Origin of the sequence: Trinickia fusca (genome assembly GCF_003628145.1) — a bacterium.
Lineage (GTDB): Bacteria > Pseudomonadota > Gammaproteobacteria > Burkholderiales > Burkholderiaceae > Trinickia > Trinickia fusca.
This window is the reverse complement of the sequence record NZ_RBZV01000005.1, coordinates 189,196-205,214: the sequence shown is the minus strand read 5'-3', so window position 1 is coordinate 205,214 and position 16,019 is coordinate 189,196. Positions and strand designations below refer to the sequence as shown.

Annotated in this window: 16 protein-coding genes; 7 read left to right on the top strand and 9 right to left on the bottom strand. The window is 63.0% G+C overall.

The features are described 5' to 3' along the window. Positions 1-54: 54 nt before the first annotated feature. The 4 genes from D7S89_RS14985 to D7S89_RS14970 all read right to left on the bottom strand — a co-directional run bounded on the left by D7S89_RS14985 (position 55) and on the right by D7S89_RS14970 (position 2,054). The gene (locus tag D7S89_RS14985; protein ID WP_121278483.1) at positions 55-624 is read right to left on the bottom strand and encodes a YcnI family protein; all 570 of its coding nucleotides are present in this window, start codon (positions 622-624) and stop codon (positions 55-57) included. 61 nt (positions 625-685) lie between these two features. After that, positions 686-1,069 (bottom strand): DUF2946 domain-containing protein, encoded by a 384-nt coding sequence (locus D7S89_RS14980; RefSeq protein WP_245982928.1) that lies wholly within the window; start codon positions 1,067-1,069, stop codon positions 686-688. A gap of 65 nt (positions 1,070-1,134) precedes the next feature. Next, entirely contained in the window at positions 1,135-1,500 is a 366-nt protein-coding gene (locus tag D7S89_RS14975; RefSeq protein ID WP_121278481.1) for a copper resistance CopC family protein, read from the bottom strand. Between the two features lie 170 nt (positions 1,501-1,670). Next, positions 1,671-2,054 (bottom strand): DUF2946 domain-containing protein, encoded by a 384-nt coding sequence (locus tag D7S89_RS14970; RefSeq protein ID WP_121278480.1) that lies wholly within the window; start codon positions 2,052-2,054, stop codon positions 1,671-1,673. A gap of 225 nt (positions 2,055-2,279) precedes the next feature. Between D7S89_RS14970 and D7S89_RS14965 the strand changes: the two genes are divergently transcribed. Next, the gene (locus tag D7S89_RS14965; RefSeq protein ID WP_121278479.1) at positions 2,280-3,080 is read left to right on the top strand and encodes a COG4705 family protein; all 801 of its coding nucleotides are present in this window, start codon (positions 2,280-2,282) and stop codon (positions 3,078-3,080) included. A 39-nt stretch (positions 3,081-3,119) separates the two neighbouring features. On the opposite strand, the gene D7S89_RS14960 is transcribed toward D7S89_RS14965, so the two are convergent. Further along, on the bottom strand, positions 3,120-4,013 hold the full coding sequence (locus tag D7S89_RS14960) for a DMT family transporter (protein WP_121278478.1): 894 nt from the start codon (positions 4,011-4,013) through the stop codon (positions 3,120-3,122). Positions 4,014-4,077: 64 nt separating this feature from the next. Between D7S89_RS14960 and D7S89_RS14955 the strand changes: the two genes are divergently transcribed. Continuing rightward, the gene (locus tag D7S89_RS14955; RefSeq protein ID WP_121278477.1) at positions 4,078-5,013 is read left to right on the top strand and encodes a LysR substrate-binding domain-containing protein; all 936 of its coding nucleotides are present in this window, start codon (positions 4,078-4,080) and stop codon (positions 5,011-5,013) included. A 3-nt stretch (positions 5,014-5,016) separates the two neighbouring features. On the opposite strand, the gene D7S89_RS14950 is transcribed toward D7S89_RS14955, so the two are convergent. Then, complete coding sequence (locus D7S89_RS14950) at positions 5,017-5,931, bottom strand: LysR substrate-binding domain-containing protein (protein ID WP_121278476.1); 915 nt, start codon at positions 5,929-5,931, stop codon at positions 5,017-5,019. Positions 5,932-6,037: 106 nt separating this feature from the next. Here D7S89_RS14950 and D7S89_RS14945 point away from each other — a divergent pair, with 106 nt between their 5' ends. After that, a complete protein-coding gene (locus D7S89_RS14945; protein ID WP_121278475.1) occupies positions 6,038-7,285 on the top strand; it encodes an MFS transporter in 1,248 nt (415 codons plus the stop codon). A gap of 87 nt (positions 7,286-7,372) precedes the next feature. Beyond that, on the top strand, positions 7,373-8,188 hold the full coding sequence (locus D7S89_RS14940) for an HNH endonuclease (RefSeq protein ID WP_121278474.1): 816 nt from the start codon (positions 7,373-7,375) through the stop codon (positions 8,186-8,188). 55 nt (positions 8,189-8,243) lie between these two features. On the opposite strand, the gene D7S89_RS14935 is transcribed toward D7S89_RS14940, so the two are convergent. Further along, positions 8,244-9,440: a sigma-54-dependent transcriptional regulator family protein gene (locus D7S89_RS14935; protein ID WP_121278473.1), complete on the bottom strand. Its 1,197-nt coding sequence runs from the start codon at positions 9,438-9,440 to the stop codon at positions 8,244-8,246. Positions 9,441-9,591: 151 nt separating this feature from the next. Between D7S89_RS14935 and adh the strand changes: the two genes are divergently transcribed. The 3 genes from adh to D7S89_RS14920 all read left to right on the top strand — a co-directional run bounded on the left by adh (position 9,592) and on the right by D7S89_RS14920 (position 13,102). Further along, positions 9,592-11,112, top strand: coding sequence for an aldehyde dehydrogenase (gene adh, locus D7S89_RS14930; RefSeq protein WP_121278608.1), 1,521 nt, complete (start codon positions 9,592-9,594; stop codon positions 11,110-11,112). Between the two features lie 50 nt (positions 11,113-11,162). Then, positions 11,163-11,567 carry a DUF779 domain-containing protein gene (locus D7S89_RS14925; protein ID WP_121278472.1) on the top strand — a complete coding sequence of 135 codons (405 nt, stop codon included), beginning with the start codon at positions 11,163-11,165 and terminating at the stop codon, positions 11,565-11,567. Between the two features lie 119 nt (positions 11,568-11,686). Beyond that, on the top strand, positions 11,687-13,102 hold the full coding sequence (locus tag D7S89_RS14920) for a class I SAM-dependent methyltransferase (RefSeq protein WP_121278471.1): 1,416 nt from the start codon (positions 11,687-11,689) through the stop codon (positions 13,100-13,102). A 56-nt stretch (positions 13,103-13,158) separates the two neighbouring features. Here D7S89_RS14920 and D7S89_RS14915 read toward each other — a convergent pair whose 3' ends face one another. Both D7S89_RS14915 and D7S89_RS14910 read right to left on the bottom strand, forming a co-directional pair. After that, positions 13,159-14,766, bottom strand: coding sequence for a flavin-containing monooxygenase (locus D7S89_RS14915; protein WP_121278470.1), 1,608 nt, complete (start codon positions 14,764-14,766; stop codon positions 13,159-13,161). Then, positions 14,763-16,013, bottom strand: coding sequence for an FAD-dependent monooxygenase (locus D7S89_RS14910; RefSeq protein WP_121278469.1), 1,251 nt, complete (start codon positions 16,011-16,013; stop codon positions 14,763-14,765). Before D7S89_RS14910 ends, D7S89_RS14915 begins: the two co-directional genes overlap by 4 nt. Positions 16,014-16,019: the final 6 nt, after the last annotated feature.

The following is a 16,019-nucleotide window of genomic DNA, read 5'->3' as shown; positions in this document are numbered from 1 at the left end:
TTGTTCGGGCGGTTGCACTTCTGTGATGCTTGACCGCCCTGTAGCGAATGCAGGTCAGTGCGCGTGCGCCGCGCCAGACGCGACGCGGACGAACGGCGCGGGGCTGTGCACGGCGTGCCAGCTCTGCCCTTCGGCCGGAATGTCGGTCCATTCGCGACGGCCACTCTCGCAGGTCTGCACGACAGGGAAATAGAGCGTCTTGCCCGCTTCGTCGGGCAGCTTCATCACGATGCCGAACGTGTCGTACTGGCTGTCGGGCAGCGAATTGCCGCTCCATTGCACGGCCGTCACGACTTCGGCGATCGTCGTGCCATGCTCGCCTTTGAGCGGCGGATCGAGCGGACGCCGTTCGATGTCCACGTGCCAGCCCGGCTTCATTTGCGGCTTGACGGACGTCACGCCGTCGGGCATCGCGACGCGCAGCGCGACGGTCGGTGAACCATCGCAGCCGTGCGGCACCTTGAGCGCCGTTTCGAAGTAGCTGCCCGCTGCACCTTCGTTCGGTTGAGCGGTGATATGCGCATGAGCGCACAACGAGGTGGCAACGCCGGCGATCAGCGTGATGGCTGCGATAAGCGTGAGACGGCCGCAGCCGTGCCCGCGCCCGAGAAAGGGAGTGTGCATGTCGGTTTCCAGGTTGGAGAGTCAGTCAGGCGCTGCCCACAACGGCAGCGCGAAGCAACGATCAGGAAACCATGTGCGGTGGCCCGCGCGGGCAAGCCAGCGCGAATCGCACCGATACGCGCACGGTAGAGGCAGCCCGGTGCGCTCTTGGCACGTCTGCATGCAAAACCGCCCAGTCCGCCCATATCGCGTGTGTGAGCGGCGGATGATGCGCGAGCAGATTGCAGTAGCCACAAGATTTCGCGTGATGCGAAGGTGGCGATGACGTGGCGCGGTCGGGGCTATTGCGAGCGTCGAGCGGGCGCGCCGAGCACAGCGTGGCAGTGAAGGTCGCGCCCGCCTCTTCTTGTGAGGCCAGCCATTGGGTGACGATGGGTGCGACGATGGCGAGCCAGATCGCGATCAGGCCCGTCCATGCGGCACACGTAGCGTGACGACGACGCATCATGCCCCTCGTCGCTCACGCCATGCCGTAACCGTCGCGCGCACCCTTGTCACGTCGATGCGCCCTTACTTCACCGTGAAGCTGTAATGCCCTTGCGTGCGGTGGCCATCGCTGGCGACGGCTGTCCACGTCACCGTGTAAGTCCCCGGCGCGAGCTTCGACAGCGCCGCGTGCATCTTCTTGGCATCGCCGCCATCGACGGCCGATTGCCCCTCGAGCACGGACTTGCCGTTGGCATCGGCCACGGCGATCGAGCTGAATGCGGGCTCGAGCGCCTCGCCGAACTCGATCGACACCTCGTGTGGCGCTTCGGCCACCGTAGCCCCCGAAGCAGGTTGTTGCACTTTCGGCAACGCATGCGACAACGCGAGCGGAGCCACTGCGACCAACAACGCGGCCAGCGCGCCGCGAACGAACAGAGCGTTTTTCATAGACGTAGTCATAGCAAACAAACGAATCGTTGAAAGAATGGAGGGTGCCGATCGAATCGGCGATGGATCGTCGACCGCACCTGCGCGCACGAACACGCACACAGATCGTGCCTGCGCGCGAGCAAGCACCACCGCGACGCGTTGAAGGCGTCGCTAGCAGTCGAAGTGCGTCAAGCGAGGAAAGGGGGAGCGCGAGGTCGCGCGGCAGTGAGCGGCGCGACACGTCGCAGGCTTTCGTAGCGCGCCGTCACGCGCGCTTGAATGACCCAGACGACGGCATCGAAGGACAGCTCAGGGGTAGGAAGTACTGGCGCGTGCGCGAACAGATGGCAGTAGCCGCACGCCTGCAGATGGGCGAGCGCACCGTCGGTCGACGACCGGTTGCCCGTGCCATCGGCGGTGCCGCTCTGCTGGGCCGAGCAATAGGTAGCGGCCAGCGCATCGACACGCGTTCGCGCCGCCATGGCCTGCGAAATCGTCGGCGCGAGCGTCGCCATCAGGATTGCAAGCAATCCGAGCAGACAGCCGATTCTCTCGAGGCGAAGACGCACCATGCCGATGCCGACGTAAAACGGTCTGATGTAAACGAGGCGCGATTATGCCACGCAAACGTCGCCCTCTTGTGCTTCGATACGCCGCAGTTCCGGACACACGAACCGCAGCCATGCAGCCGCATAAGGGATTCTTAAGCTTGATGCGGGCACACTGGCGGCTTTGTATCTCTCCTTGCTTCCCGATAAGCAGGCTTCGGTTTCAGTTTCAGTTACGGAGGACTCACGATGACGACCCGCACGGACATCGCTTTCCAGCACGACACATTACTCAGTAAGGTACCCGCCGTCACAGCAACGTTCTGGCTCGCCAAGATCCTCGCGACGACGGTCGGCGAAACCGGCGGCGACGCGCTATCGATGACGTTCAACCTCGGCTATGCCGTCGCCACGCTGATCTTCCTGGCGTTCTTCGCCGTCACGTTGACGCTGCAGGTGCGCGCCGATCGCTATCGTGCACCCGTGTATTGGTGCGTCGTGATCGCGACGACGACGGTCGGCACGACGCTGTCCGACTTCCTCGACCGCACCGTCGGCCTTGGCTACGTGGCGTCGTCGGCCGCGCTGCTGCTCGCCGTGCTGGCGATCCTGTTCGCGTGGCGGCGTGTGTGTGGCCGCATCGAATACGCGCATATCGCGCGGCCCAAAGACGAGGTGTTCTACTGGGTCGCCATTCTGGTATCGAACACGCTCGGCACGGCGCTCGGCGATTTTGCGGCCGACTCGGCGGGCCTCGGCTTCGAGGGTGGCGCGCTGGTGTTCGCCGGCCTGCTGGCGATCGTCGCCGTTACGTGGCGCTGGAGCAAGCGCGTCCCGATGAGCGTGCTGTTCTGGTCCGCCTATGTCATCACGCGTCCGCTTGGCGCCACGCTCGGCGATACGCTGACCAAGGCCCACGCGCAAGGCGGCCTCGCACTCGATCGCGTCTCGGCCTCGCTGACGATCCTTGCCGCGATGGCCATCGTCCTCGTGCTTCAACGTCTGGGCGCGGGCTCGGCACCCCAAGCCGCCTCATCCGCCGCCGATTGAGTCCTGACTGCATAACTGCATGCGTGGGCCGCCGCTCGCTCAGCGCCGCCCACGCCACGCCACGAACGCCACACCGGCGACCACCATGAGCCCGCCCGTCACCGTCTCCGCATGGACACGCTCGCCCGTCAGCAGCATCGACAGCACGGTGGCCATGGCCGGCGTCAGATACAGAAAGTTGGCCGCGCGCGCCGCACCGAAGTAGCCGAGCGCGTAAGTCCACGTTGCATAACCGAGCGCTGCCGGGAATACGCCGAGCATCAGCACGGCCTTCGCGGTAGCCGGCGGTGCGGCGGGCAGTGCTGCGAGCGCACCCGGCAGCCACGGCGAAAGCAGCAACGCGCCGGCCAGCAAGGTATAGGCCGTGCAAGGAAGCGGGCCGTACACCGCGATCAACGGCCTTTGCAGCACGAAGTACGTGGCCGAGCTGATCGCGGCCAGCAGGATCAAGCTCGCCCCTGCTCCCGGCATCAAGCCGCCCGGCTGCGCATAGGCGATCACACCGATCCCCGCGAAACTGAACAGCGATCCGAGCCAGCCCCAGCGATTGAATTTCTCGCGCAGAAACACCGTCGCGAACAACGCCGTGAAGATCGGCAGCGTATTGACGATGAAGCTTGCGGCGCCGGCGGCAACCGTCTTCTCGCCTGTGTTGAGCAGCGCGTTGTAGATGGCGATGCCGAACAGACCGCACAGCCCGAAGCGGACCGCATCGCGTAGCGAAGGCGGCTTGGGCCGCGCATAGACGATCCACGCCAGGACAAGCAACGCGGCGGTCGCAAAGCGGGCGGCGCCCAATTGCAGCGGCGCAAGGCCTTGCAATCCGATGCGGATGAAGGGAAACGCGCTGGCCCACGAAAGTACGGTAAAAGCGACGGCCCCTGCGGCAAGCAACGGGAACGTCGAGGAACGAGATGTCAGGGAGGTATTCATATCCGCTATCGTGCGGATTTTGCGGCTGTTAAGCTAGCGCACAAATCGATAGCGAGATGTGATCATGGCGCACACCCCATTGACGGCCCGCCCGCCGCTGGCCAGCCTCGAGACGGTCTGCACCGTCGCCCGCGAAGGCTCGTTCAGTGCAGCGGCCGAAGCGACCGGCGTCACGCACGGCGCCATCAGCCGCCGCGTCCAGGCCGTCGAGAACTGGCTCGGCTACGCACTGTTCGAGCGGCATGGGCGTGGCGTGCGGCTGACGCCCGATGGCCAGATCTTGCTCGGGCGCATCGAGCAGGCGTTCTCGATCATCGACGGCGCCACCGACCAATGGCGTACCCGCGCGGCACCGCGGCTCGTCAAGATCAGCGTGTCACCGGCCTTCGCTAACCTATGGCTGCTCGATCGCCTGCCTGCGCTCGAAGCAGGGCCACCGGCCTTGAGGATCGAGCTCGCCGTCGAGCATCGCAATGCCGATGTGGCCGCCGGCGCAGTCGACATCGCCGTGCGCTATGGCAGCGGCCCCTGGCGCGGTGTCGACGTCGAGCCATTGATGCCGGAGACGCTCTATCCTGTCGCCGCCCCCGCCCTCGCCTCGCAGCTACGCGCCAAAGACCCCCGGCATCTGCTCGACTGGCCACTGCTGCACGACTCTGAGCTGACGGGCTGGCGCGCGTGGTTCGCGCCGCATGGCATCGCATTGAAACCGCGTCCACAGGATCGCCGATTCGAGGACTACAACGTCGTGCTCGCAGCTGCGCAAGCGGGTCTCGGCATCGCACTGGCCCGCGTGCCTGTCGCCGATGCATGGCTGAGCAAGCACGATCTCGTGCGAGTGAGCCGCTTCGAGGTCGCATCGCCGCGTTCCTATCATCTGCTGACGGCCAAGCGTGAGACCCGCCCCGAAGTCATCGAATTGATGGCGCGCATGCGTCGCGCCGCGCAAGAGAGGGGGACGAGCCGGCATGCGCCGTTATCGCATCGGCGAGCGCGTTGATCGTCACCGCCGAACGATGGACGTCGACGCCTGATTGCGCAGTTGTCCCTTGATCCACTTGTAGAACTGCAGAATCGCGGCTTCACGCGGATGCCCTGCCCGCCATGTAAAGAAATAGTCGAGCGACGCGGGGATCCTCACGTGACCAAGCTGGACCAGCGCACCACGCTCGAGGTAGTCGCGCGCCATCTGGAGCCGTGCCGTGGCGACACCGTGCCCTGAAAGGGTTGCCTGCAACATCAAGCCGGCGTCGTCGAAGATCGGTCCGCGATCGGGCTCGTCCGCTTGCAAACCGGCGGCCTCGAAGAAGTCGCGCCAGGACCGCCGCGTGAAACGCAGCAGCGGCATCGTCGGTAGATCCTCGATGGTGAAATCCGGATAGCGAGCCAGCAATGCCGGGCTGCACACCGCGATCACCTGGTCATCCAGCAGCTTGCGAATCTGGAAGCCCGATTCGTCGACCCGACGATGCCAGATCCCGACGTCGACCGAGTACGGGTCCGGTGGAACGACGTCGGCGTGCATGTGCAGGGTGAGGTCGATCAGCGGATGCTGGTCATAGAAATCGCCGAGCCGCGGCATCAGCCAAAGCGACAGCAAATCCGACATCGCGCTGACCTCGAGCCTTGCCGCGCCGCCGGCGCCCGTGGCGCGGCGAGCCACGTCCAGCGCATCGCGCAGGTCGTCGAGGCTATGCCGCACGCGCTCAGCCAGTTGCGCACCCGCGGCCGTGGGGATCATGTGCGCACCGACCCGGCGAAACAGTTCGACGCCGAGCTGCGCTTCGAGCCCTCGAAGATGATGGCTGACGGCACTATGTGTCAAATGTAATTCTTCGGCAGCGCGGCTGAAGCTGCGCCTGCGCGCAGCCGCTTCTAGCGCGCGTAGAGCCTGTAAAGGGGGAAGTGACGTAGCCATACCGTCAAATTTTACTCACAATCCCCGCCAAAATCTCTCGCTGGCTTGGGCTGGCTTTGTCGCAGATACTCGAACGTTCAAATTCAATAGAAAAATCTGCCGCATCATGAAAGCCGCCAGACTACGTGTTTTCGTCTTCTTCTCACTCGGCTATTTCGTTTCGTATCTGTTCCGGGGCGTGAATCTCGGGTTCGCCCCCTTTCTAACCCATGACTTGGGTTTGTCGGCCACCGACCTGGGCACGCTGACGAGTCTCTACTTTCTCGGCTTCGCCGGCGCTCAAATTCCAGCCGGGGTCTTGCTCGACCGCTTTGGGCCGGCTCGCGTGACCGCATGCACGATGCTCATCGCAGCGCTCGGCGTGTTCATGTTCGGCGCCGCGCACAGCCTCGGCACCATGATGCTCGGGCGTCTGCTGATCGGCATCGGGATGTCGGTCTGTCTCGGTGGCGCATTCAAGGCCACCGCGCAGTATTTTCCGGGCAGCCAGCTGACGTTGATCAACGGCCTCGTCATGGCAGCCGGTGGGCTCGGCGGCGTCGTGGTCGGCACGCCCCTGACATGGCTGCTATCGGTCACCGGCTGGCGCACGATCTGTTTCGATCTCACGATCGTCACGGTGGTCGTCGCGGCGTCCATTTGGGTATTCACGCCGTCCTCGCCGGCCCCGCATAGGCACACAAGCACGCTCGAGCAGATCAAGGGGACTTGGAGCGTGTTGAGCAGCCACGCGTTCTGGAAAACCGCGACGTTCTCCGCACTCTCGCAAAGCGTCTTCTATGCGATGCAGTCGCTTTGGGTGGGAGCGTTTCTGCGCGACGTCGTGCTGCAAAACACCGACCACGCGGCCGCCCGTGCCGCGTCACTCGTATCGGTGCTCGGCACCGCCTTCATCGTGGGCAATATCGCCTTCGGCGCGCTTGCGCGCATGCTCGAGCGCAACGGTGTGTCGGTACACCGATTCTCCGGCGTGACGATGATGCTCTTCGTTGTCGTTCAAGCGATCATCGCCGCCCGCGTGCCGCTGCCCGAACCGGTCCTGTGGGCGGCGTATGGGGCGCTGGGCGGGACGGGCATTCTCACCTACTCGGTCCTCGCCAAATACTTTCCGGTACAACTGATCGGCCGCGTGAACACGACGCTCACGCTCGTGATCTTCGTCGGCATCTTCGCCCTCCAAGTGGCCATCGGTGCGGCACTCGGACACTGGCCGACACAGGGCGGCTCGCATCCGGCACTCGCGCATCAGACCGTCTGGGCCGTATTGATCGTCATGCAAACGGCGGCGGCCCTCTGGTATTTCGCGCCGTCGCGCGTCGCGCAACCGGTGGCGCAGTCGGTGACTTCGCAGTGAACTAACCGCGCTTGAATGGTCCGTTTGCAAGGGGTGTTGCCGCGCTTCGCGCGATAATCGGCATAACCACAACAACAGGAACACGTCATGCCGTTTGTCGACAAGATCCGCGTCGAATTGGCCGCTGAAGTGGGCGGCATCTGCTCGGCGCCGCATTGCGGCATACCCACGGGGATGCCGGGCCAGCGGGTAGGCAACAAGCAGAATATCGGCGACGGCGCACACATTTGCGGCAGCCGCCCCGATGCACCGCGTTACGACGAGAACCAGAGCGACGAAGAACGCGAGTCGGCATCGAACGGCATCTGGCTGTGCCCGAGCTGCCATCGTCGAATCGATCGCTTTATCGACCTTCACAAAGCCGATGTCCTGCATAGGTGGAAACAAACCGCCATCGAAGCGTACAAGGGACGGATTGGGCGTCCGCCCTTGCCGACGGGCTCGTCACCACTCGACAGCGAATACGCCAAGGCACGCGCCTTTATCGCGGAGCAGCAAGATGCCTGCAAGGCGCTATTCAATCTGCGCTGGGACGCCCGTGGAGGACGAATTGCATTGCCATCCGACACAGCACGCGAAGTGAGGCATTTCTTCCTTTCGAACCATCCTCGCTTCATGCAAAGCGACTACGCAAATTGGTGTTATGCCCCGGAATTGAAGGCCCGGCAAACGGAGATCGTTCGAATCCTCTACACGCTATCCGAACGCCCGCAGTTCCGAATCCTCCCAAAGGAGACGGTGATCGACTTTCGGTGGGAAGAGCGCGACGGCATCGACCGCTACGTCGACCCAACCGCATCGGCCATCACGTGCTATCTGAATGACATCGACGCATTCGGCAAATACCTGCACGACTGCATCGTGCCCGATTTCGGCCAGAAATCGCCGCCGCAGCGCAACTAACGGCGGCCGGCGTAACGAAGTGCTTCATCAGGCCCGTAGGCCCGAGCATCAGCCTTCATCCTTCCGCAAGGCGCCTCGTCAACAACGGCCGCCGCGGGTCATCCCGCGGCAACAGCGCGAGCAACCGTTCGAGCGCACTTGAATCGTCGACGCGCGAGGCATAGCGCCATAGCGTCTCCGCGTCGACACAATTCCACACGGCCTTGACAATGCCCGCTTCGATGAAATGGCGGCGCTCGCTGATGGCCGGCGCTTGCGAACACGGCAGCAGCAGCGCCGGATAAGTGCTCAGCGCATCGTCGAACGAGCCGCGCCCGAGCGCATCTTCGACCGCGAGAAAATCCGCTTTCACAGGCACCGTCAGCCGATAGGGCCGCGAATCGATTGCGCCTGCGAGTTCACGCCGCAGATGCGAAATCTCGGCCTTCAACGTACCCAGCGATACCGAAGCATCGCCATAAAGCTGTGCATGCAGCGCGTCGAGGCTCAGCCCTTCCGGGGCCATGGCGAGCAGACACAGAATCTCGACATGCCGACGCGTCAGCTTGAGCCGCCGCCCCCTAAAACGCACGACGGGCTCGCCGAGTACGCACAGCTCGAGCTCGGCTTGCGCCGCCAGTTGCGGCAATAGTGCGGCGATGCGCTGCGCGAACGAAGCGGCTGCGGCGAGGCCCAGCGGATTGTGTTTGTCCCATGTCGTGGACAGGTCGACGACACCGGCGATGCACCCGCTCGTCGGGTCGGCGATCGGAGCGGCATAGCAGACCCAATCGTGCACCGTTTCGACGTAATGCTCCGCCGAGAATACGGTAACGGGCCGCTGCTGCCCCAGCGCCATCGACAGCGCATTGGTACCGATCGACGCTTCATCCCACCGCCCGCCTGGCACGAAATGCACCTGAGCCGCACGGCGCAGCATCGGCCGAGCCGCCGACGTCCACAGCAGCCGCCCGGTTTCATCGCCGATCGCGGCCACGAGCCCGCCCTCCTCGGCGAGTTGCGACAGCTCGTCGAGCAAAGGCGAAGCCGCCCGCCGTAAAGGCGACGCCAGCCAGGACGACTCGGCCGCCTCGTCGACGGGCGCGGCGCGGCGCGAATCGGGCACCTGTGCGAACGAACGGCGCCAGGAATGCAACACATCGCTGCCCACCGCGGCAGGCAAGGATGCCTGCACCGGTGCGCGGCCGTAACTCGCCCAGTCCCGTTCGAGCACTGCACGGCGACTGCGCAAGGCTTGGCGGGAATACGGCATCGTCCGGCCTCCCGATCGAGCTGTCTCCAATGTAGATCTGCGATGGTAAAGCAACGCTCGCCCAGCCGCATCATGCGTTTCCCCAACCTACCTTCCGCCAACCCCGGTGGCGCTACGGTGCACGAACAACCACACCGCCTTGGAGGAAACGATGCGTTACGTCCAGCCCAACCAGCCTGGCAGCCTGGTCACATTCCGTGCCCGCTACGGCAATTTCATCGACGGCAAGTGGGTCGAGCCCGTCAAAGGCGAGTATTTCGACAACATTTCGCCGGTCACGGGCAAACCGTTCTGTCAGATTCCACGCTCCACCGCTGAGGATATCGAGCTTGCGCTCGACGCCTCGCACGCCGCGCGCGAGAAATGGGGCCGCACGAGCGTGGCCGAGCGCGCCAAGGTACTGCTGACGATCGCCGATCGACTCGAGCAGAACCTTGAAATGCTGGCTGTGGCCGAGTGCTGGGAAAACGGCAAGCCTGTGCGTGAAACGTTGGCGGCCGACCTGCCCCTCGCCGTCGACCACTTCCGCTACTTCGCCGGCGTCATCCGCGCGCAGGAAGGTTCGATCAGCGAGGTCGATCACGATACGGTCGCCTACCACTTCCACGAGCCGCTCGGCGTCGTCGGACAGATCATTCCGTGGAACTTCCCGATTCTGATGGCGGCATGGAAGCTCGCGCCGGCGCTGGCGGCCGGCAATTGCGTCGTCATCAAGCCGGCCGAGCAGACGCCCAGCACGATCCTGCTCGTGATGGAGCTGATCGCCGACGTGCTGCCGCCCGGCGTCGTCAACGTCGTCAACGGCTTCGGCATCGAAGCCGGCAAACCGCTCGCCAGCAACCCGCGCATCGCGAAGATTGCGTTCACAGGCGAAACGACGACCGGGCGGCTCATCATGCAGTACGCGTCGCAGAACATCATTCCGGTGACGCTCGAGCTCGGTGGCAAAAGCCCGAACCTGTTCTTCTCCGACGTGGCTGCACACGACGACGAGTTCCTCGACAAAGCGATCGAAGGCTTCGTCATGTTCGCGCTGAATCAAGGTGAAGTGTGTACGTGCCCGTCGCGGGCGCTGATTCACGAGTCGATCTACGATCGCTTCATGGACAAGGCGCTCACGCGCGTGCAGGCCATCAAGAGTGGCGACCCGCTCGACACCGACACGATGATCGGCGCGCAAGCAAGCAGCGATCAACTCGAGAAGATCCTGTCGTACATCGACATCGGCCGCCAGGAAGGCGCGCAGGTGCTCGCCGGGGGAAATCAGAGGCATCTATCCGGCGATCTCGCTGGCGGCTACTACGTCGAGCCGACGGTATTCCTCGGCCATAACCGCATGCGCATCTTTCAGGAGGAGATCTTCGGACCGGTGGTGTCGGTAACGACGTTCAAGGATGATGAAGAAGCGCTAAGGATTGCCAACGATAGTCTGTATGGTCTCGGTGCCGGCTTGTGGACGCGCGACGGCAGCCGCGCCTATCGGCTCGGCCGCGAGATTCAGGCGGGCCGCGTCTGGACGAATTGCTATCACGCCTATCCGGCACATGCGGCGTTCGGTGGTTACAAGCAATCGGGCATCGGCCGCGAGAACCATCGCATGATGCTCAATCACTATCAGCAAACGAAGAACTTGCTCGTGAGTTATAGCCCGAAGGCGTTGGGTTTCTTCTAACCTCTTACGACAGCCAAGGAGCGGCCGGGCGGCAAGCCCGGCCGGTTGACATGACCGAACGCGTATCGTGTACAGAGGCGGCGCGCGCGTTGATCGCGAAGCTCAGGCAACGTCACGGGCCACTGTTGTTTCATCAATCGGGCGGCTGCTGTGATGGCAGCGCGCCGATGTGCTATCCGCGTAATGAGTTTCAGGTGGGCGACGTCGATGTGTTTCTTGGCATGCTGGAGAACGAGCCGTTTTATATCGGCGCAGCGCAATTCGAGTATTGGCGTCATACGCATCTGATCATCGATGCCGTACCGGGACGCGGAGCCGGGTTTTCGTTGGAAGCACCGGAAGGGCTGAGGTTTTTGACTCGGTCGCGACTTTATACGGACGAGGAAGCGAAGGCACTGGAGGCGCGAGGGGAGCCTCCGCGGGGGTGTCGGCATGGGCCTTCTTCCGAAGGCTAGAACGCCGTGGCAGACCGCACGGCTTGGCGAAAGGCGGTATGGTAAGCTGACTTTACCCGCCTCACTGCAGCAGGCACACGCCCACTGTGCAGGGCATGAGCACATGTCCCCAATATTTCATGCAAGCCTCCGATCGCCCCTCCGGCTACCTTAGCGACGTTACGTTTCCGGACAGGTTTCACCGCGAACTCTCCCCCGCCTGGCTGAATTACGTTGGCGTGTTGGGTGGCATCCCACCCCGAGATTTCGACCGGCCATTCACCTATCTGGATCTGGGGTGTGGCTTCGCGCACTCGACCATCATCAACGCGGGGGCATTTCCCCAAGCCGAGTTCCATGCGTGCGACTTCAATCCTGCGCACATCGAGGCCGCTGCACGCCGTGCGGCTGAATTGGGGATAGAAAACGTCGTCTTTCACGAGTCCAGCTTCGAAGAACTGCTCGACAAGGACCTGCCCTCTTTCGATTTCATCGTGCTGCACGGCATCTACAGCTGGGTCGATGCCAATGTGCGAAACACGCTGCAACAGATCATCTCGCGCAAGCTCGAGGACGGCGGCCTCGTCTATCTGAGCTACAACTGTTTCCCGGGATGGTCCGCCGAGACACCGCTACGCAAGCTCATGCTGGAATTGTCGCAAGCCGCGGAAGGCAGCGTGGAACGACGCACGGGAGCCGCCCTGGACACGATGCAGCAACTGGGCAACCCGAGCTTCAAGTATTTCCGGGAGAATCCCGCGGCAGTCGAAGCGGTGACGGCGTTCTCAAACGATCCCGTCAATTACCTGGCGCATGAGTTTCTGAACGGCACCTGGGAAGTGCATTACTCGGTCGACGTCGCCGACGACATGGCCCGAACAGGCCTGACCTACGTGGGCAGCGCAACGCTGGCGGACAACCATGCGCCGCTCACGATGGACAAGCAAGCGGCCGAGTCGATTGCAGCGCTTCCCAATGCACGCCTGCGGCACCTGGCGGCGGATTTTGCCGTCAATCGACGCTTCCGGCGCGACGTGTTCGTTCGCGGAACGCCGACGGGCAACGCGCCACGCCATTCGATCGGATCGCTGGATGACGCTATCGTAGGCTGCGTGCCCGATGTCGAGCAGATCGATATACGCGTGAACATTCCGCGAGGAGTACTGAGCTTCCAGGCTGATTTCATCGGCGATTTGCGCTCGGTGCTGGCGCAGGGCGCGATGCGCATCGGGGACATCGTTGCGCGCTTGAGCGGACCGCAACGCAACGCGATGGAAATACGGCAGAACCTGCTTTTTCTGGTCGCGGCCGGCGCGTTGACGCCTTTTGCGAAAGCGGGAGGTTATCCGAACGCGGCTTCCCGGCAGGCAGAAAACGCGGTCATCGGCAATGCGATCAAGCGAATCGTCGAGCGCTCTGAACCGGCATTCGTTCCGTGCGAGCTGCTCGGCAATGGTGTCCTCGTCAACGTCGAAGAGGCCATCGCCATGGAGCGATGGCTGACCGATGAAGGCGCGGCGCGCCCGGAGCGGCTCGCGCGGCTTGGGCTGGTGTGAACCCCAAAGCAGACGCGCAGCCGGCGAGCGAGCCGGCCGCGCCGGGTATAGCTACCTCATTTTCCGCTGTCGAAGACGAAGCCTTTGAAACTGTTCTGCGACAGATCCGACCAAGCCTGACGATAACCGTTTAGTCCACCGAAATAAAACAGCGTCTGGCTCTTGGCACCAGGGACGTTGGCCCCGAAGATCCACGATTTGACTTTCGGCAACAGCGTGTACGCCGCGTACGTATCGCAAAGTTGCGTCCAGTCGCGCTCGGCGTCGGGTGTGACGAGAATGGCGGTCGCCGCTTCGGACCGGGCCTTCCGGATCAACTCACCGATCCAATCGAGCTGCGCTTCGATGCCGGGCGGGATGTTGCAGAACACGCTCTTCGGGCCGGGCACCATGAAGAAATTCGGGAAATTCGCCGTCGCGACACCCATGTAGCTCGTCGCCTCGTCCTTCCAATGCTGCTGCAGTTCGACACCGTCCAGTCCGCGAATCTCGACGTCCTTGAAGCTGCCGACGATCGTCTCGAAGCCGGTCGCGAATGCCAGGACATCGAGTTGATGCTCTTGCCCGTCCGCGGTTCGCACGCCGTCCTCGGTGAATTCGACGATGTCGGTCTCCTTCAACGAGACGAGCGAGACGTTCGCTTGATTGTAGATCTCGTAGTAACCGTTGATCGAAATCGGGCGCTTGGCGTAGAGCTGATCCGGAATCAGCTTTCTCGCCGTTTCGGGATCCGTCACGATCTCATGGATTTTCTTCTCGATGAAATTCGTGGCCTCTTTGTTCGCGTCCTCGTTACTCGCGATGTCGCCGAACGTGCCGAACATGAATCGGAAGCCCGTGCCGATCTTCCAGTTGTCCTCGAACACCTTTTCGCGTTCCTCGGCCGACACGCTGAACGTCGGCACGATGCTCTCCGGGAAGCCGCACGCCACGCGCGTGTCCCTGATGCCGTCCCAGACCTTGTCGAAGTTTTCCCGGTAGTCGGCGATCTCCTGTTCACCCACGAGATCGTCGCCGGCCGGCACGCAATACTGCGCGGAACGTTGGAAGACGGTTACGTGATGTGCCGCCTTCGCGGCGGCGGAAATCAGCTGGACACCGGTGGAGCCGGTGCCGATCACGCCCACACGCTTGTCGTCGAGCGTCAGCGCCTCCGGCCACGTGCCCGTGTGAACGACGGCCCCGCGAAACTTGTCCCGATGCGGGATATCGGGAATATGCAGCTTCGACAGCACGCCAATGGCCGAAACCAGGTAGGTACAGGCATAAACGTCGCCGTTCGACGTCGTCACGATCCACTCTCTCGCGCCTTCGTCATAGACGGCGGATTTGATGAACGTGTTGAGCGTGATGTGCTCGTCGAGCTCATAGTGCTTCGTGATCGAGCGAAGATAGGCGAGCACCTCGGGCTGATTGGCGAAGCGGCTGCGCCAGTCCCAGCCGTCGTAGATCTCCTTGTCGAAGGAGTACCGATACACGCGCGTCTCGGTGTCGGTGCGCGCGCCGGGATAGCGATTCCAAAACCAGGTTCCCCCTACGCCGCCGCCCTTCTCGAAGCACCGAACGCTGAGTCCAAGCTCGCGATGCAGCTTGTATAACGCGTAGATGCCCGCGAAACCGGCGCCGATGACGATCGCATCGAAGCGCTGTTGGATCGTGCTCATGAAGACTGTCCCTCCGTAGATGGTTGATGCTTGTATTGGCTTTCGACGTTTTGCTTGTAGCGATTGACGATGCCGTCGATGGCGGCGGTTTTTTGACCGTCGTTCTTGCCGGAGATACGCCGCTCCCCCCGGTCACGCATCCGGTTTTCGAGCACGATCTTGCTCGTCGCAGGCCGCCTTGCGTTCTCGTAGTGTTCGAACGCGGACGGAATGTCCTTGCGACTCGAAATCTCGAACGCGAGCGTCGACGCATCGAGAATCGCCTGCGAGGCGCCGTTCGCGCCGACGGGGTACATGAGGTGAGCCGCATCGCCGAGCAGCGTGACGCGGCCGCTACCCCAGCGTTCCAGGGGATCGCGATCGACCATCGGGTATTTCAGAATGACGCGGCTCCTGCGGACCAGGTCCTCGATGTTGAGCCAATCCAGGCGCCATTCCGAGAAGAACGGCAGGATGTCTTCGAGCGTGCCCTGCTCGCTCCAGTCCGGGCGATCAAAACGAGCGCGCGTGTCCGCCGATACCATGCAGACCCAGTTGACGAGATCGGTGCCTCGCTGGCCATGTTCACTGGAGATCGGATACGCGATGACCCTTGACGAGTAGACATCGTTGGCGATGATCATCGTTCGCCCATCGAGGAAACGATCGCGCTCGGTCACACCCCGCCACATCGTGATAGGAGTGGGCACCAGCTTGTTGCCGTCCCCGGATAATTGCGCTCGAATCGCCGAGTGGATGCCGTCGGCGCCGATCAGGCCTTTGGCCCTCAGCCGAATCTCGTTGCCCGTCGACTGATCGACTGCCAGGGCGGACACGGATCCATCGCTGTCTTCAGTGAACGAAACGAGGCGTATGCCGGTCCGCACGGTGCGCTGCCCGAGTCGGCCTTTGACGGCGCGCAGCAGGAACATTTCGAGCGCGCCACGGTGAATCGAAATCTGCGGATAGGGGTTGCCGGCCGCCAGACCACGGGGTTCGCTAAATAGCAGCGTGCCCTTTTCGTCCCAATGCTCCACCCGCTCGGTTTTGATCCCGGACTGCTCCATCGAGCGCTTGAGACCAAGGGCGTATAGCTCGGCGACGGCTGCCGGCTGAATGTTGATGCCTACCCCGAGGGGGCGAATTTGTTTCGCTGCTTCGATGATCAACAGGTCGCTCACGCCGTGGGCATGTAGCGCCAACGCCGTAGTGAGCCCACCGATGCCTGCCCCTGCGATCAAAATTCCGGTGTCTATAGTGACTGTCATGATCGG

Bases quoted from the DNA above. Each gene is read 5' to 3' on its own strand.
- D7S89_RS14920 (WP_121278471.1), top strand. From the start codon at position 11,687: ATGCAAGCCTCCGATCGCCCCTCCGGCTACCTTAGCGACGTTACGTTT.
- D7S89_RS14965 (WP_121278479.1), top strand. From the start codon at position 2,280: ATGACGACCCGCACGGACATCGCTTTCCAGCACGACACATTACTCAGT.
- D7S89_RS14935 (WP_121278473.1), bottom strand. From the start codon at position 9,440: ATGCCGTATTCCCGCCAAGCCTTGCGCAGTCGCCGTGCAGTGCTCGAA.
- D7S89_RS14960 (WP_121278478.1), bottom strand. From the start codon at position 4,013: ATGAATACCTCCCTGACATCTCGTTCCTCGACGTTCCCGTTGCTTGCC.
- D7S89_RS14925 (WP_121278472.1), top strand. From the start codon at position 11,163: ATGACCGAACGCGTATCGTGTACAGAGGCGGCGCGCGCGTTGATCGCG.
- D7S89_RS14970 (WP_121278480.1), bottom strand. From the start codon at position 2,054: ATGGTGCGTCTTCGCCTCGAGAGAATCGGCTGTCTGCTCGGATTGCTT.
- D7S89_RS14940 (WP_121278474.1), top strand. From the start codon at position 7,373: ATGCCGTTTGTCGACAAGATCCGCGTCGAATTGGCCGCTGAAGTGGGC.
- D7S89_RS14980 (WP_245982928.1), bottom strand. From the start codon at position 1,069: ATGCGTCGTCGTCACGCTACGTGTGCCGCATGGACGGGCCTGATCGCG.
- D7S89_RS14985 (WP_121278483.1), bottom strand. From the start codon at position 624: ATGCACACTCCCTTTCTCGGGCGCGGGCACGGCTGCGGCCGTCTCACG.
- D7S89_RS14910 (WP_121278469.1), bottom strand. From the start codon at position 16,013: ATGACAGTCACTATAGACACCGGAATTTTGATCGCAGGGGCAGGCATC.
- D7S89_RS14945 (WP_121278475.1), top strand. From the start codon at position 6,038: ATGAAAGCCGCCAGACTACGTGTTTTCGTCTTCTTCTCACTCGGCTAT.
- D7S89_RS14975 (WP_121278481.1), bottom strand. From the start codon at position 1,500: ATGAAAAACGCTCTGTTCGTTCGCGGCGCGCTGGCCGCGTTGTTGGTC.
- D7S89_RS14950 (WP_121278476.1), bottom strand. From the start codon at position 5,931: ATGGCTACGTCACTTCCCCCTTTACAGGCTCTACGCGCGCTAGAAGCG.
- D7S89_RS14955 (WP_121278477.1), top strand. From the start codon at position 4,078: ATGGCGCACACCCCATTGACGGCCCGCCCGCCGCTGGCCAGCCTCGAG.
- D7S89_RS14915 (WP_121278470.1), bottom strand. From the start codon at position 14,766: ATGAGCACGATCCAACAGCGCTTCGATGCGATCGTCATCGGCGCCGGT.
- adh (WP_121278608.1), top strand. From the start codon at position 9,592: ATGCGTTACGTCCAGCCCAACCAGCCTGGCAGCCTGGTCACATTCCGT.